Source organism: Aeromonas rivuli (assembly GCF_000820045.1).
Classification (GTDB): Bacteria; Pseudomonadota; Gammaproteobacteria; order Enterobacterales; family Aeromonadaceae; genus Aeromonas; species Aeromonas rivuli.
On sequence record NZ_CDBJ01000004.1, the window covers coordinates 1 to 22,037 of the forward strand.

Consider the following 22,037-nt stretch of genomic DNA (forward strand, 5'->3'; position numbering starts at 1 on the left):
ACGTCAGCTTTCCGGATGAAGTTTTTGCCTGGCGGCCATAGCGCCGTGGACCCACCTGATCCCATGCCGAACTCAGAAGTGAAACGCGGTAGCGCCGATGGTAGTGTGGCATTCGCCATGCGAGAGTAGGACACTGCCAGGCTCCTAATTACGGTCACAGCGATGTGATTGGCCACAAATGCAGACGCATTTGACTGGTAGCAAGACCCTGAAAGCCCGCTCTCACGAGCGGGCTTTTTTCATGCCTGAAATTCGTTGCTGTGCCAGCACATCGGCGCCCCCATTCAGCGGGCTGGCAGGTGCTTGCCAGCGGGTCTGCCGAGCCAGACCGCCATGCTGAGCTAACCGATGGGCGCTAGGTTTATTCCCCTGACCCGCCACACGGCAGCAGCATCTCCACCACCCCCACTTCCAGCTGCATCGATGTGAAATCGAGCTGATTGGCTAATTAATACTCGTCAGACCCACAATCTCTCACTCCATGATGCTGTTCTCTGTCGCTGAGTGCCTGTCTTGATCCGAATGTGGGAGCCGAAGTCTGCCGTTGCCGCAGGCTGGCTGCCTCAACACCATCAAGGTTTGCATCAAGATCTGCGCCTAAATTAATCACTCACTCACCCTGATGTCGATCTCGGCTGGTCAGGGGATTTTTTTGCGTTAGAATGCGCCCCCTCAGCGACAGATGATGCGCTACACTTCAGGTTAAACGCTATATATTGTGTTTTAAATTAAAGTTAACACAATGGGTAGTATGTTGGCCGCTGTTCTTGGCTGCATGACAGAAGGTTGATTCTTGATGACAAAATCCAATTCAGTACGCGAGCCCGCACGGCTCAGCCCCCTTATTCCCCTGCAGGAGACGTCCCTGGAGATCTGGGACAGCAAGTATCGCCTCAAGCGCAAGGAGGGGGATCCGGTCGATGGCTCCATTGATGAGACCTATCAGCGGGTGGCTCGTGCCCTGGCGGCTCAAGAGCAGGATGGTGATGCCTGGTATGAGCGTTTCTTGTGGGCACTGCGCCAGGGCGCCATTCCGGCCGGTCGTATTATCTCCAATGCTGGCGCCTTCGAGCACAAGCCTGCCACCTCAACCATCAACTGCACCGTGTCCGGCACCATAGAAGATTCGATGGATGACATACTGGCCAAGGTACATGAGGCTGGGCTGACCCTGAAGGCGGGTTGCGGCATCGGTTATGACTTCTCGACCCTGAGGCCGCGTGGAGCCTTCGTCTCCGGTGCGGGTGCCTATACCTCGGGCCCGCTCTCCTTCATGGATATCTACGACAAGATGTGTTTCACCGTCTCGTCAGCCGGCGGTCGCCGTGGTGCCCAGATGGGCACCATGGATATTCGTCACCCCGACGTGACCGATTTCATTCAGGCCAAGCGTGAAGATGGCCGCCTGCGCCAGTTCAATCTCTCCTTGCTCATCACCGAAGAGTTTGTGGCGGCGGTGAAGGCTGATGCACCCTGGCAGTTTATCTTCCCCTACACCCGGCAGGAGATCAGCCAGGATGGCATCGCGCTGGATGATCCCAAGCTGGTCGTGTGGGCCGACTGGCCAAACCGGCAGGGAGTGCAGCTCAACGAGCTGGGTCAGGTGGCCTGCAAGGTTTACAAGAGCATGCCGGCCCGCAAGCTGTGGAATCTCATCATGGCCTCCACCTATGACTATGCCGAACCTGGCTTCATCTTGATCGACAAGGTCAACGAGATGAACAACAACTGGTTCTGCGAGGAGATCCGCGCCACCAACCCCTGTGGCGAGCAGCCGCTGCCTCCCTATGGCGCCTGTCTGCTCGGCTCGGTCAACCTGACCAGGTTTGTGCGCGATCCCTTCGCGGCCAGTGCCCAGTTTGACTGGCAGGCCTTCCGTGAAGTGGTGGCCATCTTCACGCGCATGCTGGACAACGTGGTGGAGATCAATCAGTTGCCGCTCGCCAAACAGCGGGAAGAGATCATCAACAAGCGCCGCCACGGCATGGGCTTTCTCGGGTTGGGATCGGCACTGACCATGCTGCAACTGCGCTACGGCTCGGCGGCATCGGTCGCCTTCACCGAGCAGGTCGCCCAGGAGCTGGCCATGACCGGCTGGCGGGAATCCCTGGCGCTGGCCAGGGAGAAGGGCCCGGCGCCCATCATGGCGCAGGAGTTTGAGGTGACTGGCAAGATGCTGCGGCTGCGTCCCGAAATGGCCGCCGATGGCATCAAGCTGGGTGACAAGATCAAGGGCCGGGTGCTGCATGCTCGCTACAGCCGTTACATGCAGCAGGTGGCCGAGGTAGATCCTGCTCTGGTGGCCGAGCTGGCTGAGCTGGGTGGTCGCTTCACCCACCACAGCTCCATAGCGCCCACTGGTACTATCTCGCTCTCCCTTGCCAACAATGCCAGCAATGGCATAGAGCCGAGTTTTGCTCATCACTACAGCCGCAACGTCATCAAAGCGGGCAAGAAGAGCAAGGAGAGCGTCGATGTCTACTCCTTCGAATTGCTGGCCTACAGGGCGCTGATCAATGCCGATGCCATGCCCCATGGCACCGATGAGGGGAGCCATTTGCCGGACTACTTCATCACGGCCGATGACATCACGCCGACTCAGCATGTCGATATCCAGGCGGCCGCCCAGCGCTGGATAGACTCCTCCATCTCCAAGACCGCCAATGTGCCGACCGATTTCCCGTTCGAGCAGTTCAAGGATATCTACATGCATGCCTCGGATGCGGGTCTCAAGGGCTGCACCACCTTCCGCTTCAACCCCGAGGTGTTCCAGGGGGTGCTGGTGAAGGAGCAGGATCTCGCGAACACTTGCTATGAATTCACCCTGGAAGATGGCTCTGTGGTCAGCGTACAGGGCAACGAAGAGATCGAGTACGACGGCGAGCTGCACACTGCGGCCAACCTCTATGACGCCTTGAAAGAAGGCTATTACGGCAAATTCTGAGACGATGACCATGGTTAAGAAGATCGACAAGAAAATCACCGCCTACAAGGTGCGTACCCGCGATGAGCCTCAGGAGCCTGCCCCTGAGTCGGAGGTGGTCCAGATGCACGAGACAGTGCTGCGCCCTGAACGGCTGATGGGCACGACTTACAAGCTCAAGACGCCGGAACATGTCTCGGAGCATTCGTTGTTCATCACCATCAACGACATCATTCTCAACGAGGGCACGGTTCATGAGACGCGCCGTCCGTTCGAGATCTTCATCAACTCCAAGAGTCTGGAGCACTATCAGTGGATAGTGGCGCTGACCCGGATCATCTCGGCGGTGTTCCGCAAAGGGGGGGATGTGACCTTTCTGGTCGAGGAGCTGCGATCCGTGTTCGATCCCAAGGGGGGTTACTGGAACAAGGGTAAGTATGTTCCGTCGCTTATCGCCGAGATTGGCAACGTGATCGAGGCTCATCTCACCGAGATAGGCATGCTCAAACCCGTGGGGCTGGATGAGCACCAACGGCAGTTTTTGGCGAAAAAGCAGGCCGAGTTGCAGGGCGCTGCCGAACCCGAGGTGCAAGAGAGTCATGAGCAAGGGGCGAGCGGTTTCCCGGCCAGTGCAGGGCTCTGCTACAAGTGCCATACCAAGGCGTTTGTTCAAAGGGATGGTTGCCTGACCTGCCTCAACTGTGGCGACTCCAAGTGCGGTTGAGCCCCTGAGAGATAGGTGTGAGGGTAGAAGAGCCGGCCACTGTGCCGGCTCTCTTATTGATTGTTTTGTGTTCAACTGATTGAGCGTGTTAAGGGATTTGTTGCGCGTCGGTAAATTCGGGCGTAGCGTTGGAAGTAATAAAACTGTCACGGCCGTGTGGTTTCAATGACATCTGAGATTCACACACGTGGCACCCCCAGTGCCAAGGAGGATGCTTATGGACAATACGGACCGGAAGCTGTTTATCCTGGATACCAACGTTCTGTTACACGAACCCCTCGCGATTTACTCCTTCAAAGAACACGACGTATTGATCCCCATGACGGTGCTCGAAGAGCTGGATAACATCAAGGATCGTCAGAAGGATGTGAGTCGGGATGCACGCGTCGCGATCCGCGCCCTGGAAGATGTGTTCCGCGATGCGACCCCGGAGCAGATCACCAGCGGGGTGCCCCTGGCGGGTGAGGCATCGGGCCGCATCTCCATCTTCAGCGACCACCATCTGCCTCAGGATGCCGAGATCTTCACCGACAAGGAGGCGGACAACCGCATCATCAACGCCGCCCTCTACCTGCAAAAGCACGAGTCAAAACGCCAGGTGGTGCTGGTCACCAAAGATATCAACATGCGCCTCAAGGCCAAGGGGGCCGGTCTGTCCCGGGTGGAGGACTATCGTTCCGATCAGCTTATCGACGATATTCGCTTGCTGGCCAAGGGCTTCCAGCAGGTGCCCGGCAGCTTCTGGGAGCGGGTCGGCGAGTGCGAGAGCGAGACCCATGGCCGGGAAACGGTGCATGTGGTCGAGACCAAGCTGCTCGATCACGTACATGTCAACCAGTACCTGATTGACGAGGAGAACTTCTTCGCCGCCCGGGTGCTTGCCCATGATGAGCAGCACATCCGGTTGCGGGATCTGGGCCGCGAGCGGCTGATGTCACGCAAGGCCTGGGGAATACATCCCAAGAATATCTATCAGGGCATGGCCCTGGACGCCCTGCTCGATCCCCATATCGATCTGGTGATCCTGACCGGCCCGGCTGGTTGCGGCAAGACGCTGCTCGCCATGGCGGCGGCCCTGGAGCTGGTGATCGAGAAGGGGATCTACGAGAAGGTGATCGTCACCCGCAACACCCCTGAAATAGCCGAAAGCATCGGTTTCCTGCCGGGGACGGAAGAGGAGAAGATGATGCCCTGGCTGGCGGCGGTCACCGATACCCTGGAGGTGCTGCACAAACAGGACGAGAACATGAGTGGCTCGCTCAGCTACATCATGGAGAAGGCCAACATCCAGTTCAAATCGGTCAACTTCATGCGTGGACGCAGCATACAGAATACCTTCGTGCTGCTGGACGAGTGCCAGAACCTGACCGCCTCTCAGCTCAAGACCATCATCACCCGTTGCGGCGAAGGGACCAAGATAGTCTGCTCCGGTAACCTGGCCCAGATAGACTCCAATTACCTGAGTCCTGTGACCTCGGGGTTGACCTACATCGTAGAGCGCTTCAAGGATTTCGAGGGCAGTGCCAACATCTACCTCAACGGCGTGGTGCGCAGTCGACTCGCCTCCTTTGCCGAAGAGAATCTCTGACGTTCATCCTCAAGATGACAAAGAGGGGAGCCTGTGGCTCCCCTCTTTCATGGCTGGCATTCGATGCCAGTCAGGCCCCTTGGGAGAGGCCGAGGTAACGGCGCAAGCCCGGATGGTCCGAGTCGCGCAGCAGACTGGGCAGCCCCTGCAGGGCGATACGCCCCTCATCGACGAACAGCAACTGATCGGCGATAAGCTCGGCATCTTCCGGATTGTGAGAGACCATGAGCACAGTGATGTTCTGCTCACGGGCGAGGCCCGCAACTTCCGCCAGCATCTCCCTGCGCAGGGCGGGGTCCAGGGCAGAGAAAGGCTCATCGAGCAGCAGCAGCGGCTTGCCGCGCACCAGGGCGCGAGCCAGGCCGACTCGCTGCTGCTGACCGCCGGAGAGCTGCTCGGGCAATCGGGTCAGCATCTCACCGAGTCCGACCCGCCGGGCGGCGTCTGTGACTTGCCGGCGCTGGGCGGGATTGAGGCGCAGGCCAGGGTGCAGGCCGATGGCGATGTTGTCGAACACCGACAGATGCAAGAAGAGGTTGTGATCCTGAAACAGGGTGGTGACCGGGCGGGCTGCGGGTCCCAGCGGCAGCAGATCCTCACCGCAGAAGGTGAGGGCGCCGGATTCGACCGGTACGAAGCCGGCGATCATGCCGAGCAGGGTCGATTTTCCCGCGCCGCTTGGCCCTATCAGGGCGGTGATCTGGCCCGGCGCGAGTCGGGCACTGAAGCTCACGCGCCAGTCCGGGTAGCTGGTGACCAGCTCATCGATGATCAGCATGTTTTCCCCTCAAAGGTGTCGTTCGACCAGTCATTGATGCCAAGGGCTGACCAGACAAGCGGCAGCAGATGGTCAGCGTCTTAATGTGCTGCATTTTTCCCTCCAAGCCCCCGCTCTACCAGCCAGAACAGCGAGAGACACAAGAGTAACAACAGCAGGGCGGTGGCGGCCGCCTCGGTCAGCCGATAGCTGCCGAGCTGCTGGTAGAGCAGCCAGGGCAGGGTGGTGAGGCTCTGACTGCCAAACATGGCGATGGCACCGAGATCCCCCAGAGACAGGATCATCGACAGCGCCATGGCCAGAGCGAGGGGGCGGCGCAGCAGCGGCAGTTCCACCAGACGCAGGCGGTTCAGGCCGCTCACGCCCAGGCTGTCGGCCAATCGGTCATATTGACGCACCACCAGTTGCATGGGGGCCGAGAGGGTGCGCAGCACATAGGGCAGCGCCATCAGGGCATTGACCAGCACGACCAGCCAGGGGGCGAGGGCGAACACATCGGTGAAGGGCATGAACAGGATGAAGAGGCCGGTGCTGAGCACCACGGCCGGTATCATCAGGATCATGGCGCCGCTGGCCTCCCAGAGTGCGGCGGCGCGGCGCCTGCGCTTGCGGACCTTGAGATGACGGCTGGTGAGCAACAGGGCGCAGCCGAGCAGGGTGGCGAACAGGCCGGCGCCGATGGCAATGAGCAGTGAGTGGCCCGCCGCTTGCCACAAGGCGGTGGAGCCGAGGGCCGTGAGCAAGGCGGGATTGAGCCCGGCCACCAGTATGGCCAGCAGGGGGGGCAGGAAGATGCCAATCCCAAGCAGCAGCACCAGACTGTCGACCCATCGCGTACCGGGCTGCAGGCGGTCCGGGCGCAGGCAGGTGCGCACCCGGCTGACCCGGCTGGCGGGACTGGTCTGCAGCTTGTGTTGCAGCACCAGGAGCGCGGCGGTCAGCAGCAGTTGCATCAGGGCCAGGCCCCCGGCGGTGGCGAGATCAAAGTCGAAGCGCAGTGCCTGATAGATGGCCACTTCCAGGGTGGTGGACTTGGGGCCGCCCCCCAGGGCCAGCACAGTGGTGAAGCTGGTGAAACAGAGCATGAAGATGAGGCTGGCGAGCCCCGGCAGGGCGGCGCGAATGAGGGGCCACTCCAGCAAGCGGAAGATGTGTGAGGAGCGCATGCCCAGCTGACTGGCCAGGCGCCAGCTCGATTCGGGGATGGTCTCCAGACTCTGCAGCAGCAGGCGGGCCGCCAGGGGCATGTTGAAGAAGACATGGGCCAACAAGATGCCAAACAGGCCGTACAGATAGTTGCCAGGATCCAGGCCGAGGGCTCGCAGCAGCTGCGGCAGCCAACCCTGGCGGCCATGGACCGCCACTATGCCGAAGATGGCGATGATGACCGGCAGCACCAGGGAGAGACCGAACAGTTTGAGCAGCAGGCGACGGCCGGGGAAGCGACGCCGGGCCAGGGCGCGGGCCACCGGAATGGCGAGACCCAGGCTAAGCAGGGTTGAGAGCAGGGCCTGCCCCAGACTGAAACCCAGTACATGGCGCAGATAGGGGTCTGCGAGCAGGCCGGACAGGGAGAGGGTCCCCGCCTGCCACAACAGGGCCAGCAGGGGCCCCAGGGCTAGCAACAAGATGAGACTGGTGGCGCCGAGACCCGGTAGCCACCAGCAGGGGCGGGTCTGATTCACTGAGTGACGGCTTGCAGCCACTCGCGGATCCAGCCCTTGCGGTTGCTCGCCACCTCATCAGAGGAGAAGCTCAGGGTCTTGGCCGGGGTGATCATCTGTTCGAAGCCTTTGGGCAATTCGGTATTGATCACCGGATACATCCAGTTGCCGGTCGGGATCACCTGCTGGAAGGCGGGACTTATCATGAACTGAAGAAACTGATCCGCCAGCTTCTCCTGCTTGCTGCCCGCCAGCTTGGCGGCCACTTCCACCTGACGATAGTGGCCTTCGCTAAAGGCGGCAGCCTGATACTGGCTCTTCTGCTCGGCAATCAGATGATACGCGGGGGAGCTGGTGTAGGAGAGCACCATGTCAGCCTCGCCATCCATGAACATGCCATAGGCCTCGGACCAGCCCTTGGTGACGGTGACCGTCTTCTTGGCAAGCTGAGCCCAGGCTGCAGGCGCCTCATCCCCGTAGACCGACTTCATCCACAGCATCAGCCCCTGACCCGGGGTGGAGGTGCGCGGATCCTGATAGATCACCTTGAGATCCGGGCGCTCGACCAGCTCTTTCAGGCTAGTGGGGGGCTGCTTGAGTTTGTCCTTGTTGTAGATGAAGGCGAAGTAGCCGTAGTCGTAGGGGACGAAGGTGTCGTCTTGCCAGCCACCCGGCACCTTGAGGGCGCTCAAATCGGTATGATGCTTGGCAAAGAGGTCGCTCTTCTTGGACTCTGCCACCAGCGCATCATCCAGTCCCAATACCAGATCCGCCTTGCCATGGCCCCCTTCGAGGCGCAACCGGTTGAGGATGGCGACCCCATCTTCGAGGGGAACAAGATTGAGGGTGCAAGCACACTGCTGCTCGAAGGCTTGCTTGATCTTGGGACCGGGTCCCCACTCGGAGGCGAAAGAGTCATAGGTATAGACGGTGAGGGTCTGGGGCGAGGCTGCGTTGGCGGCGACGGAGATCAACAGGCCAGCGGCGGCAGTGAGCATGGTTTTCATCTATGGCACTCCTGTGAGGTGCCGACGGATGAGGAGGCGCTGTGCGCCTCTAGCCTCAAATTCCTCCGCCAGCATTATCTGGATCAGGTTCACGGGTATCATCTCAGCGCCTGGGCGCACCCCGTTTGAGCAAGGAGTCGCATTGTATTAACCTTCTGGAGGGCAGGCCAGCACAATCTGGTGTCGGGCCAGGCCCCAGTCGAGAGAGGAGTTCTGCGTGATCATCAGTACCAAGGAAAGGCGCGCCTTCCAGCGCATGATTATCAATGCCCCTATCACCCTCTATCAGGGCGATGCCGTGCTGATGGGGATCTGCCGGGATCTCAGCGCCACGGGCATGGGCATATTGGTCAATGAGCACAATCTGGAGCTCGGTCTGCCGATCCGGGTCAGCCTGGCCACCCACAGCAACCTGTTGCCACCGTTCGAGGCTCAGGCGCGCATCATCCGGGAGCTGGATGCGCAAGAGGGGACCTTGCTGGCGGTGGAGTTCCTTCCCATCCGTTGATAGGGCGCTCGCGGGGCGTTGCATCATCCATCTCCGGTCTGCTTGCGGCGCGAAAGTGGGGGCGAGATGGGATGACCCGCCGGCCCTTTTACCCTCCCACCTCCTCGCTGCGCACCGCCTGAATACTCAACTGGCCACTGTCTACCAGCGTCTTGCTGCTCGCGGCCAGCTGGCCTGGGGGTAACTCGGCGGGGCCGGTTGGTTCCATCAACAGGTAGCGTTGACCTTCCCACATCAGGCTCTCCTGGCTGCTCTGGACGGGCAGTGCGACGCCGAGCAGGGCATGGCCCGGTACGAATACCATGATCTGGGGGAGTTCTGGGAAGAGCTGCGCCAGCAGCGCGGCCATCAGGGTCACCTTGCTGTCGCAATCCCCACGATTCTGCTCCAGCACCTGACGGGGGGTAAGCAGACCTCGTCCCCCCCGGCCGCTGGGTTCATCGAGCAGCAAGTAGGGAATGTTCTGCACAAAATCGAGCACCCGGGCCGTGGTGTTCTGATAGGCCTCAAACTCGGTGGCCCCCCCCTGTTTGAGCAGGTCGGCAAGGGGCGCCAGTTCGTTGCGGCTCTCCAGGGCAATGCGCACATGATCCTGCTTGATGGCTCTGCTGCCATCGGGCGGGATGAAGTACTGGAAGTAGTATTGCCGCAGCCACCCCTGCTCCAGTTCGGCGCGGCGACTCTTCACCCAGGCGATGGCCGCTTGCGCCTTATCCTGGTTACGACTCTTGAGGCTCAGCTCGAAGGCGGGCCTTGCCAGGGAAAACTGCACCTCGGGAAACTTGTCATTCGCCTCGCGCAGCAGGCTCTGCCAGACATCTTCTTGCATCCGTGCCGGGCGATAGGCGATAAGCGGCGGCAAGGAACCGGTCGCCAACTGATAGCTGAGTTGCTGGGTCTCCCCTTTGTTGTCCTGCCAGCCCACATTGAGCAGACCTGCGCTGTTGATAAAGTGGCTCTGGGCGGCAAGCGCCTGATTTATCCCGCCCAGGCTCAGCAGCAAAGAGAGGCGCCATGTCATGACTAAGAGGGTTCTGCTCATCGGGGGTCAACATCTCCTGTGGGGTCGGCACAGCCATGAAAACGGGGAGCCAAGGCTCCCCGTTCATACTACAGCGTTCAGCGTCAGCTGACCTGCCTGACGTCGATGGCATCCCGATCCCGGGTGGCGATGTGGTGACGTCGTCCGTCAGGCATCGATGATGTTCAGACTCAGATCCAGCTCGGTTGCCGAGCTTCGAAAGCATCGATGGCGGCCCCGTGTTGCAGGGTCAGGCCGATGGCATCCAGGCCGTTGAGCAGGCAGTAGCGGCGGAATTCATCGATCTCGAAGCTAAAGCAGAGCGCACCGGCGCGCACCTGGTTGGCCTCCAGATCCACCTCGATCTGCAGACCTGGGGTGGCGGCGACCAGCTGGAACAGGGCCTCGACTTCCTCTTCCTTCAGACGCACCGGCACCATGCCGTTGTTGATGGCGTTGCCGTAGAAGATGTCGGCGAAGCTCGGGGCAATGATGGTCTTGAAGCCATAATCCGCCAGCGCCCAGGGGGCGTGCTCGCGACTCGAACCACAACCGAAATTCTCCCGGGCCAGCAAGATGCTGGCCCCTGCGTAGCGCGGCTGGTTCAGCACGAACTCGGGGTTGGGTTGCTGGCCCGCATCATCCAGGAAGCGCCAGTCGTGGAACAGGTGCTTGCCAAAGCCGGTGCGGTTCACTTTTTGCAAAAACTGTTTGGGAATGATGGCGTCGGTGTCGACGTTGGCGCTGTCGAGGGGGACGACGATCCCTTTATGCTGTTTGAATCCTGTCATCGTTATGTCCTCTTACAGTGCGCGAATATCGGCGAAACGACCGGTGACGGCGGCGGCGGCGGCCATGGCCGGGCTCACCAGATGGGTGCGGCCGGCGCGGCCCTGGCGCCCTTCGAAGTTGCGGTTGCTGGTGGAGGCGCAGCGCTCCCCCGGTTGCAGCCGGTCATTGTTCATGGCCAGACACATGGAGCAGCCGGGCAGGCGCCACTCAAAGCCTGCCTCGATGAAGATCTTGTCGAGCCCCTCGGCCTCGGCCTGGGCTTTTACCTGCTCGGAACCCGGTACCACCAGCGCCTGCACCCCGGCGGCAACCTTGCGACCTTGTGCAATGGCGGCGGCGGCGCGCAGATCCTCGATGCGGCTGTTGGTGCAAGAGCCGATGAACACCTTGTCGATGCTGACATCGCTGAGTTTCTGACCCGGTTGCAAGTCCATGTAGGCGAGTGCCTTGCGGGCGGATTGTTGCTCCATCAGATCGCTGAAGGATTCCGGTGCCGGAATGGGTTCATTGACGGCGATCACCTGGCCCGGGTTGGTGCCCCAGGTTACCTGTGGCGCAATGTCGGCGCCATTGAGCACCACCTCGGCATCGAATATTGCGCCTTCATCGCTCTTGAGGGTCTGCCAGTAGGCGATGGCCTGTGCCAGCGACTCGCCGGTGGGGGCGAATACCTTGCCCTGGATGTAGTCGATGGTGGTCTGATCCGGGGCTATCATCCCCGCCTTGGCGCCGAGTTCGATGGCCATGTTGCACACCGTCATGCGCCCTTCCATGGAGAGACCCCTGATGGCATCGCCAGCGAACTCCACCACGTAACCGGTACCGCCGGCAGCGCCGACCTTGCCTATGATGGCCAGTACCACGTCCTTGGCGCTGATCCCCTCGGCCAGCTTGCCTTGTACCTCGATGCGCATGGTCTTGGCCCGGCCCTGTTTCAGGGTCTGGGTCGCCATCACGTGTTCCACCTCGGAGGTGCCGATGCCGAAGGCCAGGGAGCCGAAGGCGCCGTGGGTGGCGGTATGGGAGTCGCCGCAGACGATGGTGGTGCCGGGCAATGTGATGCCAAGCTCAGGCCCCATCACGTGGACTATGCCCTGGTATTTGTGGTTGAGATCATAGAGCCGGACCCCGAACTCCTTGCAGTTGGCTGCCAGGGTTTCCATCTGGATGCGGGCCATCTCGCCGGAGGCGGCGATGTCCTTGGTGGTGGTGGAGACGTTGTGATCCATGGTGGCCCAGGTCAAGTCCGGGCGGCGCAGGGGGCGATTCATGGCGCGCAGGCCGTCAAAGGCCTGCGGGCTGGTCACTTCATGGACCAGGTGGCGGTCGATGTAGATGAGCGGCGTCTCGCCTGCCACTTCACGGACCACATGGGCGTCGAATACTTTTTGATAGAGGGTCTTTGCCATCTTGCTCACTCCTTCCTGATGTTTAGATGCGCGCGGCGATCTGGGCGCCCATGGCGGCCGTGCTCTGCACCGGATGACGGGCATCGGCCTGATGCAGATCGGCGGTGAAGTAGCCTTCGGACAGGGCCTCTGCCACGGCTTTCTCGATGGCCAGGGCGGCATCTTCCTGCTTGAGGCTGTAACGCAGCATCAGAGCGGCAGAGAGAATTTGGGCGATGGGGTTGGCGATCCCTTTACCGGCGATGTCCGGCGCAGATCCGCCTGCTGGTTCGAACAGGCCGAAACCGGCGTCGTTCAGGCTGGCGGAGGGGAGCAATCCCATGGAGCCGGTGATCATGGCGCACTCGTCGGAGAGAATGTCGCCAAACAGGTTGGAGCAGAGCAGTACATCAAACTGGGACGGATCCTTGATGAGCTGCATGGTGGCGTTGTCGATATACATGTGGCTGAGGGCCACATCCGGGTAGGACTTGGCCACTTCAGTCACCACCTCGCGCCACAGGATGGAGGAGGCGAGCACGTTGGCCTTGTCGATGGAGGTGACCTTGCTGCGACGAACCCGGGCGGCCTGGAAGGCGAGGTGAGCGATACGCTCTATCTCGAAGCGGTGGTAGACCTCGGTGTCGAATGCCTTCTCGTGGGCGCCTTCGCCCTCGCGCCCCTTGGGATGGCCGAAGTAGATGCCGCCAGTCAGCTCACGCACGCAGACGATGTCGAAACCGCGATCCGAGATATCGGCACGCAGGGGGGAGAACTGCTCCAGCCCGGTGTAGATGCGGGCCGGACGCAGGTTGCAGAACAGTTTGAAGTGGGCGCGCAGGGGCAGCAGGGCACCGCGCTCAGGCTGACTCTGTGGCGGCAAATGCTCCCACTTGGGACCGCCCACCGAGCCAAACAGCACGGCGTCGGCGGCTTCACACCCTTCGAGGGTGCTCTGGGGCAGGGGGGAACCATGGTTGTCGATGGCGATGCCGCCCACGTCATGGCGGTCATAGGCGAGGGAGAAGCCGAACTTGGCCTGCACCTTGTCCAGCACCTTGATAGCTTCGGCCATCACTTCCGGGCCAATGCCGTCACCCGGCAATACTGCGATCCGATAACTGCTCATACTGTCTCCGTCCTGATGTTGTCATTCCGTTCCATCTGTCTGGGGAGCGGACTCTGTAGGTCCGATCGCGGCTCAGATGGCTGCTGATTTGATGTTGTTATGCCATTCCGTCTGCTCAGGGACTGGGCATTGTCGCTCAGATCACGGCTCAGACGGTTTCCGATTCGATGTTGTTATTCCATTCCGTCTGTTCAGGGACTGGGCATTGTCGCTCCGATCGCTGTTCAGACGGTTTCCGATTTGATGTTATTCGTGCGTCCCATCTGCTCGGCGACCTGATCGGCCCGCCAGATGCTGTTGATCACGTGGATCAGCGCCTGGGCAGAGGACTCGATGATATCGGTGGCAAGGCCCATGCCGTGGAACTTGCGTCCCTTGTATTCGGCGACGATGTCGACCTGGCCGAGGGCGTTCTTGCCCTCCCCCTTACCCTTGAGTTCGTATTTGTCGATGCGAATTTCATAGCCGGTGATGCGGTTGATGCACTGGTAGACGGCATCGACAGGGCCATTGCCGGTCGCGGCCTCACTGATGGTCTCCTGACCCACCTTCAGCTTGACCGAAGCGGTGGCGAGCACCGAGCTGCCGCTCTGCACGCCTAGGTACTCCAGCTTGAAGTGCTCGGGTTCTTCATGGATCTGACTGAAGAAAGCGAGGGCTTCGAGATCGTAATCGAACACCTGGCCCTTCTTGTCGGCCAGGGTGAGGAACTTGCCGTAGAGGTCATCGAGGTCATAGCTGCTCTCGGCGTAGCCCATGGTCTCCATACGGTGCTTGATGACGTGGCGACCGGAGCGGGAGGTCATGTTGAGGCTGTTCTGGGTCAGGCCGATGCTCTCGGGGGTAATGATCTCGTAGGTATTTTTGGCTTTGAGCACGCCGTCCTGATGGATGCCGGAGCTGTGGGAGAAGGCGTTGGCGCCGACGATGGCCTTGTTTGGCTGTACCGGCATGTTGCACAGCTGGCTGACCAGGCTGCTGGTGCGGTGGATCTCGTTGTGGCGGATGTTGGTGTGAACTCCGAGCAGGTCGGCGCGGGTTTTGAGGATCATCGCCACCTCTTCCAGGGAGCAGTTGCCCGCTCGCTCACCGATACCGTTGATGGTGCACTCTATCTGGCGGGCGCCCATCTGGATGGCGCCGATGGAGTTCGCCACCGACAGGCCCAGATCGTCGTGGCAATGGACCGAGATGATGGCCTGATCGATGTTGGGCACCCGGTTGAACAGGGTCTGGATGATGCCGGAGAACTCGGTCGGGACAGTGTAACCCACGGTGTCCGGGATATTGATGGTGCGGGCGCCGGCCTTGATGGCGGCTTCGACCATGCGGCACAGGTTGTCGATGGGGGTGCGGCCCGCATCCTCGCAGGAGAACTCCACGTCATCCGTGTAGCGGCGGGCATGTCTGACCGCGCTGATGCCCATCTCCAGCACATCTTCGAAGCTCTTTTTCAGCTTGCTCTCCACATGGATGGAGGAGGTCGAGATGAAGGTGTGGATGCGAAATGCCTCGGCAACCTTCAAGGCTTCGGCGGCGGCATCGATGTCTTTGGGCAGGGCGCGGGCCAGGGCGCAGACCCGGCTGTCCTTGATATGGCGGGCTATGGTCTGCACCGAGTTGAAGTCGCCGGGGGAGGAGACGGGGAAACCCACTTCCATGACGTCGACACCGAGCCGCTCCAAGGCCAGGGCTATCTGCAGCTTCTCCTTGACCGTCAGACTGGCCGCCAATGCCTGCTCACCATCACGCAAGGTGGTATCGAATATGATCACTCGATTTGACATCTGTTTTCCCTCTTCCTAAGTGCTTTGGTGTGCATCCTGTTATTGGCATAAAAAAACCCGTGCAGGTTGCACGGGTTTTTGTAATGACCGGCTTTGCCTGAGCCCGGCTACAAGGTTCCCGCGCGAGAAGTCGCGATTAGGGAGCTTAGTAGTCGTTGAGCGGCAATACCCATGAGGTGAACAATCCTTCCAGTCAGTCATGCTTTACCAATATCGAGTTTTTTATCCTGTGTCAACCGGACTTTACCCATGGGATCCCCTGCGTTATTTAATCGAATTGTAAAGGAGTGCAAATTTCCTTGTCCCATGTTCGGTGCTTGCTCGATTATCCGGTCATTCCTGCTGCACTCGATCACCTGCACAAACGTATCGACTTATCAGCCTTTCGCGCATTCATTCGAGGTATTTCATGGAAAAACGTAGACCCGGTCGTCCGGTTGGACGTTCTGACATTCGTGACAAGTTGCTCGCCGCTGCTCGAGAGCGCTTTTTGAGCACCCCTTACAGCAAGGTCACCACCCGTGAGATTGCCGAGCGAGCTGGCTCCAACCTGGCGATGATCCACTACTACTTCGGTAGCAAAGAGGGTCTCTATCAAGCGGTGCTGGGGGATGTCGCCGAGCCGCTGGAGCAAGCCTGGCAAGATGAGGGCAGCCACCGCAGCCTCAACGATCTGCTCAGCACCTACTACCAGGTGATGGCGCCAAACAGCGAATTGACCTCTGCCATCTCCAGTGCCTTATCCAGTGAGAAGAGCCCGGGACGGGATTTTGTCCTGAACCGCCTCCTCGAGCGGCAGATGCCTCAATTCGATGCCCTGCTGGCCGCCATGAAGGATAATGGCGAGCTCAATGCCGATGCGGATCCCGAGATGCTGAAGGTCTCCTTCCTCAGCATGATGTGGCAGCCCTTCGTGATGAAGGAGCTTTATGAGCAGGTGTTCGGCCTCAAGGTCGATGAGCAGTTCATGGCGCGATTGGCGAACCACAACTGTCGCCTGATGGAGTCCGGCTTGCGTCCCAGTCTGAACTGACGCATTCGAGATCCGCACGATGAGAAAAGGGCCATGAGGCCCTTTTTCATTAATCTGTTATCCCCTCTTCACCTTTTTGTCATACCACCGCCTCAATCTGGCATTCAGGATGACGAGGAGGCGAGGGTGATGAATAAAATCCAGCAATGGGATCTGCGAGTGTGCCAGCTCTGCTTGCTCCATCCCTATAACCGAACATTGGCCCGGATAAGTCGCCTCATTTCCCACAGTGGCGATGGCCCCCTCTATCTGTTGCTGGCCCTGCTGCTCTGGCAGCAAGGTGCGCGTGGCCAGGGGGCGGTGGAGGCGGCGCTGTTCGCCTTCGTGTTGGAACTGCCGCTCTATCTGCTGCTCAAGAACAGTCTGAGACGGGCTCGTCCCAGTGGATTACCGGTCTTCATCACCCCCTCGGATCGCTACAGTCTGCCCTCTGGTCATACCGCGGCCGCTTTCCTGATGGCGACAGTGCTGGCCGCCAGCTACCCAGAGTGGGCCGGTTCACTCTTTGCCTGGGCGAGCCTGGTGGCGGCCTCGCGGCTGCTGCTGGGGGTGCACTATGGCAGCGATCTGCTGGCCGGTGCCCTGCTGGGGGTGAGCTGTGCCACTCTGGCGCTGAGCTGGAGCCAGGGATGAGGGTACTGTTCGGGGTTCAAGGCACGGGCAATGGCCATATCAGTCGCAGTCGCACCCTGGCGCGAGCCTTGGCCGCGCAAGGGATAGAGGTGGATTATCTGTTCAGTGGCCGTGCTCGTGACGGTTACTTCGAGATGGAGGCCTTCGGTGACTATCGCAGCTTCGGGGGGCTCAGCTTCGTCACCCGGGAGGGGCAGGTCAGCCCCTGGCACACTGCGCGTCAGTTGGCGCCACTGCGTTTCTGGCAGGATCTCAAGGGCCTGGATTGTGGCCGCTATGACCTTGTCATCAGCGATTTCGAGCCCCTGAGCGCTCATGCGGCCCGTCGGCAGGGGGTGCCGAGCCTCAGCATCAGCCATCAGGCCAGCTTCCACTGGCCCGTTCCTCGCTGGGGTGAGAACCGGCTCAGCCAGCAGTTGATGCGCCACTACGCCCCTGTCCAGCAATCTCTGGGACTGCACTGGTTCCACTTTGGTTTCCCTTTACTACCCCCCATCGTCGATGCCATGCGCCCGGCCCCCGACAATCACAGCATCCTGGTCTATCTGCCCTTCGAGCAGCAAGATGCCATCGCGGCCCTGCTGTCGCGCTTTAGTCAGCATCAGTTTGTCTGTTTCCATCCAGGGGTGACCACGACCACCCAGTGGCGCAATATCCGCTTCGAGCCACCGGCCAGGGATGGTTTCAAGGCCCAGCTCTGCGGTTGTCGCGGAGTCATCTCCAATGCCGGTTTCGAGCTCGCCTCGGAGGCGCTGACCCTGGGCAAGAAGTTGCTGGTCAAGCCGCTGGGTGGCCAGTTCGAGCAGTTGACTAACGGCAAGACCCTGGAACTGATGGGATTGGCGCAGCTGATGGACAGTCTGGATGCCAATGCCGTGCGCAACTGGCTCGATGCGCCGTCGCCTGGGCAGATTGTCTATCCGGATGTGGCGACGGCCCTGGCGCTCTGGCTGGCAGAGGGCGCCGAGGAGACGCTGGCCAACTTGTCACGGCGACTCTGGGCCAAGGCGTTGTTTCCCGAAGAGGTGGGCGATCGGCTGAGCGAGTTGGAAGGAGGGGAGTCCATTGGCACGACCTGGCTATCCCAGCTCGGTAGTTTCGAATAGCTCATCAACGGCCGATGGCTGGCTGCGGTGGCATGGCGTTCAGTGCCCGGACTGCGTCCAATGGACTAGACTGATGAGTGCCCCCTAGCTGAGGATAAGCAAGATGCGTTTTACCAATGAGCATGGTGAAGTGATGAACCTGGCAGATGGTCTGACTCTCCATGAGTTGCTCGATATGGGCGTCAGTATCTCCGTCTGTGAGGAGACTGACCCGGATCAGCAGATCTGGTTGGCCGAGCCGGAAGACAATCCCTAGATTACCCCCTCTAATGCCCATCCCCGCGGGATGGGCATTCCCCTGCCAACAATTTCCTCTTCAGCAGGATCCACTACTCCCTTCCGAAGCATCCAGGCAATCATGCCATTTTTCTCGACCCTCTCACTAAATGTTAATATCTGTTTGAAATTTATGACTGTTATTGTCAGATAAAGCCGTGGACAAGCCGGGGGAAGCGGGTTAACTTGGTTTTTCACCCCCTTTTGTGGGGGTATGATGGACAAACCCTATTTTTCAACTATCGCGCTCCGTACTCACTCCGTCTGACCCATAAGAAATAGCAGGCAGACCGGGTGGTGCCGGGAAGCAGCGGAGCCGTCGATAGAATTGCTAAACGGAGCAAAGCCTGGAGGGCTTTATCATGGAGATGTTATCAGGCGCTCAGATGGTGGTACGTGCGCTGGAGGATCAGGGGGTTGAACATGTGTTCGGCTACCCGGGTGGCTCAGTGCTCGACATCTATGACGCCCTCTTCGAAAACGGCAAGATGGAACATGTGCTGGTACGCCACGAGCAGGCGGCGGTACACATGGCAGATGGTTACGCCCGTTCCACCGGCAAGGTGGGGACTGTGCTGGTGACCTCGGGCCCGGGGGCGACCAACTGCATTACCGGTATCGCCACCGCCTACATGGACTCCATTCCCCTGGTGATCCTGTCCGGCCAGGTGCCGACCAGCATGATCGGAGAGGATGCGTTCCAGGAGACCGACATGATCGGTATCTCCCGTCCTGTGGTGAAGCACAGCTTCCTGTGCAAGACGGCGAGCGAGATCCCCGACGCCATCAAGAAGGCTTACTACATAGCTGCGACTGGCCGCCCGGGGCCCGTGGTGGTGGATCTGCCCAAAGATGTGCAGAATCCGAAAGAAAAGTTCCCCTACCAGTATCCCGAGTCCGTCTCCCTGCGCTCCTACAACCCGACCAAGGCCGGGCACAAGGGCCAGATCAAGCGGGCGGCCAAGCTGCTGACCGAGGCCCAGCGCCCGGTCATGTATGTGGGGGGCGGTGCCATCAATGCCAACGCGGATCAGCTGGTGACCAAGCTGGCCGAGCTGCTCAACCTGCCGGTGACCACCACGCTCATGGGGCTGGGGGCGTTCTCCGGCATCCACAAGCAGTTCGTGGGCATGCTGGGCATGCACGGTACCTTCGAAGCGAACAAGACCATGCACAACGCGGATCTGATCTTCGCCGTGGGTGCCCGCTTCGATGACCGCGTCACCAACAACGTGGCCAAGTTCTGTCCCAATGCGACCATAGTGCACATCGACATCGATCCCACCTCCATCTCCAAGACGGTGCAGGCCCATGTGCCCATCGTCGGCTCGGTAGAAACCGTGTTGCAGCAGATGCTGGATGTGATCGGCGAGTGTGGTTTCGACAGTGACAAGCAGGCGATGGCAGATTGGTGGAGCCAGATCGATCAGTGGCGCTCGCGCAACTGTCTGGCCTACGAGACTCACCCAACCCTGATCAAGCCACAGCAGGTCATCGAGACCCTCTACAAGGTGACCAAGGGGGAGGCCTTCGTCTCCTCCGACGTCGGCCAACACCAGATGTTCGCCGCCCTCTACTACCCCTTTGCCAAGCCGCGCCAGTGGATCAACTCAGGGGGGCTCGGCACCATGGGCTTCGGTATCCCGGCCGCCATGGGCGTCCAGTTTGCCAACCCCGATGCCGTGGTGTGCTGCGTGACCGGCGATGGTTCGGTACAGATGAACATCCAGGAGCTCTCTACCTGCATGCAGTACGGGGTGCCCATCAAGATCATCTCCATCAACAACCGCGCCCTCGGCATGGTCAAGCAGTGGCAGAAGATGTTCTACGGCGGCCGTCACAGTCACTCCTACATGGAATCCCTGCCGGACTTCGTCAAGTTGGCGGAAGCCTATGGCCATGTCGGCATGGCAGTGAGCGATCCGGCCGAGCTGGAGAGCGCTATGGAGAAGGCCTTCGCCATGAAGGATCGGCTGGTGTTCATGGATATCTCGGTCGACCCCGATGAGCACGTCTATCCGATGCAGATCAAGTTCGGTGCCATGGACGAGATGTGGCTGAGCAAGACGGAGAGGACCTGACGATGAAACATATTATTTCGGTCGTACTGGTGGAGCCTGCCGTCGATGAGATGTGGCTGAGCAAGACGGAGAGAAGCTGATGAGACATATTATTTCCGTTCTGTTGGAAAATGAGTCCGGCGCGTTGAGTCGTGTGGTGGGTCTCTTCTCCCAGCGCGGCTACAACATCGAGACCCTGACGGTGGCCCCCACCGAGGATCCCACCCTGTCGCGCATGACCATAGTGACCATGGGTGATGAGCGGGTGCTTGAGCAGATCCAGAAGCAACTCCACAAGCTGGTGGACGTGCTCAAGGTGTGTGACTTGAGCGAAGGGGAGCACATAGAGCGGGAGATAGCCCTGGTCAAGGCCCGTGCCATTGGTGGTACTCGCGACGAGTTGAAGCGGCTGGCGGATATCTTCCGTGGTCAGATAGTCGATGTGACCCCGGATCAGTACACTGTCCAACTGGTGGGTACCAGCGAGAAGCTGGATGCCTTCATCAAGACGGCGGCCCAGACCAACGAGATCATCGAGGTGGTGCGCTCCGGGGTTTGTGGTATCTCCCGGGCAGAGAAATCCCTGCGAGCCTGAGTCCCTCTCACTCTCGTTAAAAAAGAGCCCTTCGGGGCTCTTTTTTCGTTAGGATGATGGCTGCACATAGGGGAACACAATCGTGATTTCTGGCTTGCCGGGTGGGAGGTGGCACATTACTGATTCAATTATTTATATCTGCCACTGGCCAATTGCCGGGTTACAAGGCAGATTCAAACCAGTATCATCGATGCCTTTTTCGCCATCACCTCGGGGTCCACAATGCCTTTTCGCCGCTTCAAATTGCGTCAACAGATCATGCGAGGCGTCCAGTCTGGTCTCGTTTTCCTGGTGATCCTGCTGCTTGGTGCCACCATCATCGGCTGGCAGACAGTGAGTGACATGAATGCAGATAACCAGGCCAGATTGCAGCATGCTCGCGACATGTTCGATCGTACCCTGGATAACGCCTATCAGGCGGCCATGACGGTCAAACCCTTGCTGGGTCAACCCTGTGCCAACGTCAAGCAGATACTGCGTCACCAAGTGGCGACGGTGCCGGATGTACGCACCGTCAACCTGACCCGAGGCAATCGCATCTACTGCACCTCTCTCTATGGCGAATACGACCAGGATTATGACCCCAGCGGCTATGTGCAGGGACAGCTGGATCTGGCGCCGGGGAACTCGCTCACCCCGGATCGCGCCCTCATCGTTTACCGCACCCAAGGGGAGGGGGGCAGTGTGCTGGTGGGGGTGGATGGTTATTACCTGGCCAACACACTGCAACTAATGAGTCGCGAGGTCCCCATGATGCTGCTGGTGGGTCAACGCTGGATGGGTCCTAATGGTCGCGTCCTGGATGGGGAGCCTCATCTCGATGGGGGCAAGTTCAGTCTCGCCTCCCAGCGTTATGCCTATCGATTGGGCTCGAGCATCATGCCGCAACAATATTGGCAGCGAGCCAGGGATTACAGCAATGGCAGCATGGTGCTCTTCCTGATCTTGGCGTTGTTGGGGGCTGGGGTGGCCTTCTGGGTGTTGGGGCGTCCGGTGTCGCCAGAGTGACGGCGAGCAGTTATAAC

The 22,037-nt window shown here is 60.0% G+C and carries 19 protein-coding genes, 1 rRNA gene and 1 riboswitch; of the genes, 12 read left to right on the forward strand and 8 right to left on the reverse strand.

The genetic code is table 11. The annotated features are described in order from the left end of the window. Window positions 1-27 precede the first annotated feature (27 nt). The 4 genes from rrf to BN1130_RS00545 all read left to right on the forward strand — a co-directional run bounded on the left by rrf (window position 28) and on the right by BN1130_RS00545 (window position 5,235). A 5S ribosomal RNA gene (gene rrf / locus BN1130_RS00530) occupies window positions 28-142 on the forward strand. A gap of 654 nt (window positions 143-796) precedes the next feature. Next, window positions 797-2,944: an adenosylcobalamin-dependent ribonucleoside-diphosphate reductase gene (locus BN1130_RS00535; protein WP_042039606.1), complete on the forward strand. Its 2,148-nt coding sequence runs from the start codon at window positions 797-799 to the stop codon at window positions 2,942-2,944. Window positions 2,945-2,954: 10 nt separating this feature from the next. Beyond that, entirely contained in the window at window positions 2,955-3,647 is a 693-nt protein-coding gene (locus BN1130_RS00540; protein ID WP_042039623.1) for a TSCPD domain-containing protein, read from the forward strand. Window positions 3,648-3,864: 217 nt separating this feature from the next. After that, complete coding sequence (locus BN1130_RS00545) at window positions 3,865-5,235, forward strand: PhoH family protein (RefSeq protein ID WP_042039607.1); 1,371 nt, start codon at window positions 3,865-3,867, stop codon at window positions 5,233-5,235. A gap of 70 nt (window positions 5,236-5,305) precedes the next feature. On the opposite strand, the gene thiQ is transcribed toward BN1130_RS00545, so the two are convergent. The 3 genes from thiQ to thiB form a co-directional block, all read right to left on the reverse strand. After that, entirely contained in the window at window positions 5,306-6,013 is a 708-nt protein-coding gene (gene thiQ / locus BN1130_RS00550; RefSeq protein WP_042039608.1) for a thiamine ABC transporter ATP-binding protein, read from the reverse strand. Between the two features lie 80 nt (window positions 6,014-6,093). After that, entirely contained in the window at window positions 6,094-7,719 is a 1,626-nt protein-coding gene (gene thiP, locus BN1130_RS00555) for a thiamine/thiamine pyrophosphate ABC transporter permease (RefSeq protein ID WP_084218084.1), read from the reverse strand. Beyond that, window positions 7,695-8,675: a thiamine ABC transporter substrate binding subunit gene (thiB, locus tag BN1130_RS00560; RefSeq protein ID WP_370736591.1), complete on the reverse strand. Its 981-nt coding sequence runs from the start codon at window positions 8,673-8,675 to the stop codon at window positions 7,695-7,697. The genes thiP and thiB overlap by 25 nt, the downstream gene beginning before the upstream one ends. Window positions 8,676-8,727: 52 nt before the next feature. Continuing rightward, a riboswitch (TPP riboswitch) is annotated at window positions 8,728-8,818 on the reverse strand. 83 nt (window positions 8,819-8,901) lie between these two features. Between thiB and BN1130_RS00565 the strand changes: the two genes are divergently transcribed. Continuing rightward, window positions 8,902-9,192, forward strand: coding sequence for a PilZ domain-containing protein (locus BN1130_RS00565; protein WP_042039611.1), 291 nt, complete (start codon window positions 8,902-8,904; stop codon window positions 9,190-9,192). 88 nt (window positions 9,193-9,280) lie between these two features. On the opposite strand, the gene BN1130_RS00570 is transcribed toward BN1130_RS00565, so the two are convergent. The 5 genes from BN1130_RS00570 to leuA form a co-directional block, all read right to left on the reverse strand. Next, on the reverse strand, window positions 9,281-10,234 hold the full coding sequence (locus BN1130_RS00570) for a transglutaminase-like domain-containing protein (protein ID WP_370736590.1): 954 nt from the start codon (window positions 10,232-10,234) through the stop codon (window positions 9,281-9,283). Between the two features lie 170 nt (window positions 10,235-10,404). Then, the gene (leuD, locus tag BN1130_RS00575) at window positions 10,405-11,004 is read right to left on the reverse strand and encodes a 3-isopropylmalate dehydratase small subunit (RefSeq protein WP_042039613.1); all 600 of its coding nucleotides are present in this window, start codon (window positions 11,002-11,004) and stop codon (window positions 10,405-10,407) included. Window positions 11,005-11,016: 12 nt separating this feature from the next. After that, a complete protein-coding gene (gene leuC / locus BN1130_RS00580) occupies window positions 11,017-12,414 on the reverse strand; it encodes a 3-isopropylmalate dehydratase large subunit (RefSeq protein ID WP_042039614.1) in 1,398 nt (465 codons plus the stop codon). A gap of 22 nt (window positions 12,415-12,436) precedes the next feature. Then, the gene (gene leuB / locus BN1130_RS00585; RefSeq protein WP_042039615.1) at window positions 12,437-13,522 is read right to left on the reverse strand and encodes a 3-isopropylmalate dehydrogenase; all 1,086 of its coding nucleotides are present in this window, start codon (window positions 13,520-13,522) and stop codon (window positions 12,437-12,439) included. Between the two features lie 224 nt (window positions 13,523-13,746). Then, window positions 13,747-15,309: a 2-isopropylmalate synthase gene (gene leuA / locus BN1130_RS00590; protein ID WP_042039616.1), complete on the reverse strand. Its 1,563-nt coding sequence runs from the start codon at window positions 15,307-15,309 to the stop codon at window positions 13,747-13,749. Between the two features lie 409 nt (window positions 15,310-15,718). Here leuA and BN1130_RS00595 point away from each other — a divergent pair, with 409 nt between their 5' ends. The 7 genes from BN1130_RS00595 to BN1130_RS00620 all read left to right on the forward strand — a co-directional run bounded on the left by BN1130_RS00595 (window position 15,719) and on the right by BN1130_RS00620 (window position 22,020). Continuing rightward, a complete protein-coding gene (locus BN1130_RS00595) occupies window positions 15,719-16,342 on the forward strand; it encodes a TetR/AcrR family transcriptional regulator (protein WP_042039617.1) in 624 nt (207 codons plus the stop codon). 129 nt (window positions 16,343-16,471) lie between these two features. Next, complete coding sequence (locus BN1130_RS00600) at window positions 16,472-16,975, forward strand: phosphatase PAP2 family protein (protein WP_042039618.1); 504 nt, start codon at window positions 16,472-16,474, stop codon at window positions 16,973-16,975. After that, on the forward strand, window positions 16,972-18,081 hold the full coding sequence (locus BN1130_RS00605) for an MJ1255/VC2487 family glycosyltransferase (protein WP_042039619.1): 1,110 nt from the start codon (window positions 16,972-16,974) through the stop codon (window positions 18,079-18,081). The genes BN1130_RS00600 and BN1130_RS00605 overlap by 4 nt, the downstream gene beginning before the upstream one ends. 103 nt (window positions 18,082-18,184) lie before the next feature. Continuing rightward, on the forward strand, window positions 18,185-18,337 hold the full coding sequence (locus tag BN1130_RS22005) for a hypothetical protein (protein WP_157013829.1): 153 nt from the start codon (window positions 18,185-18,187) through the stop codon (window positions 18,335-18,337). Window positions 18,338-18,719: 382 nt separating this feature from the next. Beyond that, window positions 18,720-20,438, forward strand: a complete 1,719-nt coding sequence (locus BN1130_RS00610) for an acetolactate synthase 3 large subunit (RefSeq protein ID WP_042039621.1) — start codon at window positions 18,720-18,722, stop codon at window positions 20,436-20,438. Window positions 20,439-20,517: 79 nt separating this feature from the next. Next, window positions 20,518-21,012 (forward strand): acetolactate synthase small subunit, encoded by a 495-nt coding sequence (gene ilvN, locus BN1130_RS00615; RefSeq protein WP_005899311.1) that lies wholly within the window; start codon window positions 20,518-20,520, stop codon window positions 21,010-21,012. A 222-nt stretch (window positions 21,013-21,234) separates the two neighbouring features. Beyond that, the gene (locus BN1130_RS00620) at window positions 21,235-22,020 is read left to right on the forward strand and encodes a CSS-motif domain-containing protein (RefSeq protein WP_042039624.1); all 786 of its coding nucleotides are present in this window, start codon (window positions 21,235-21,237) and stop codon (window positions 22,018-22,020) included. The last annotated feature ends 17 nt before the right edge of the window (window positions 22,021-22,037 follow it).

What these genes read in the sequence shown, in the direction of transcription:
- BN1130_RS00535 (WP_042039606.1), top strand. Translation starts at nt 797, where the DNA reads ATGACAAAATCCAATTCAGTACGCGAGCCCGCACGGCTCAGCCCCCTT.
- BN1130_RS00540 (WP_042039623.1), top strand. Translation starts at nt 2,955, where the DNA reads ATGGTTAAGAAGATCGACAAGAAAATCACCGCCTACAAGGTGCGTACC.
- BN1130_RS00545 (WP_042039607.1), top strand. Translation starts at nt 3,865, where the DNA reads ATGGACAATACGGACCGGAAGCTGTTTATCCTGGATACCAACGTTCTG.
- thiQ (WP_042039608.1), bottom strand. Translation starts at nt 6,013, where the DNA reads ATGCTGATCATCGATGAGCTGGTCACCAGCTACCCGGACTGGCGCGTG.
- thiB (WP_370736591.1), bottom strand. Translation starts at nt 8,675, where the DNA reads ATGCTCACTGCCGCCGCTGGCCTGTTGATCTCCGTCGCCGCCAACGCA.
- BN1130_RS00570 (WP_370736590.1), bottom strand. Translation starts at nt 10,234, where the DNA reads ATGAGCAGAACCCTCTTAGTCATGACATGGCGCCTCTCTTTGCTGCTG.
- leuD (WP_042039613.1), bottom strand. Translation starts at nt 11,004, where the DNA reads ATGACAGGATTCAAACAGCATAAAGGGATCGTCGTCCCCCTCGACAGC.
- leuC (WP_042039614.1), bottom strand. Translation starts at nt 12,414, where the DNA reads ATGGCAAAGACCCTCTATCAAAAAGTATTCGACGCCCATGTGGTCCGT.
- leuB (WP_042039615.1), bottom strand. Translation starts at nt 13,522, where the DNA reads ATGAGCAGTTATCGGATCGCAGTATTGCCGGGTGACGGCATTGGCCCG.
- leuA (WP_042039616.1), bottom strand. Translation starts at nt 15,309, where the DNA reads ATGTCAAATCGAGTGATCATATTCGATACCACCTTGCGTGATGGTGAG.
- BN1130_RS00595 (WP_042039617.1), top strand. Translation starts at nt 15,719, where the DNA reads ATGGAAAAACGTAGACCCGGTCGTCCGGTTGGACGTTCTGACATTCGT.
- BN1130_RS00600 (WP_042039618.1), top strand. Translation starts at nt 16,472, where the DNA reads ATGAATAAAATCCAGCAATGGGATCTGCGAGTGTGCCAGCTCTGCTTG.
- BN1130_RS00605 (WP_042039619.1), top strand. Translation starts at nt 16,972, where the DNA reads ATGAGGGTACTGTTCGGGGTTCAAGGCACGGGCAATGGCCATATCAGT.
- BN1130_RS22005 (WP_157013829.1), top strand. Translation starts at nt 18,185, where the DNA reads ATGCGTTTTACCAATGAGCATGGTGAAGTGATGAACCTGGCAGATGGT.
- BN1130_RS00610 (WP_042039621.1), top strand. Translation starts at nt 18,720, where the DNA reads ATGGAGATGTTATCAGGCGCTCAGATGGTGGTACGTGCGCTGGAGGAT.
- ilvN (WP_005899311.1), top strand. Translation starts at nt 20,518, where the DNA reads ATGAGACATATTATTTCCGTTCTGTTGGAAAATGAGTCCGGCGCGTTG.
- BN1130_RS00620 (WP_042039624.1), top strand. Translation starts at nt 21,235, where the DNA reads ATGCCTTTTCGCCGCTTCAAATTGCGTCAACAGATCATGCGAGGCGTC.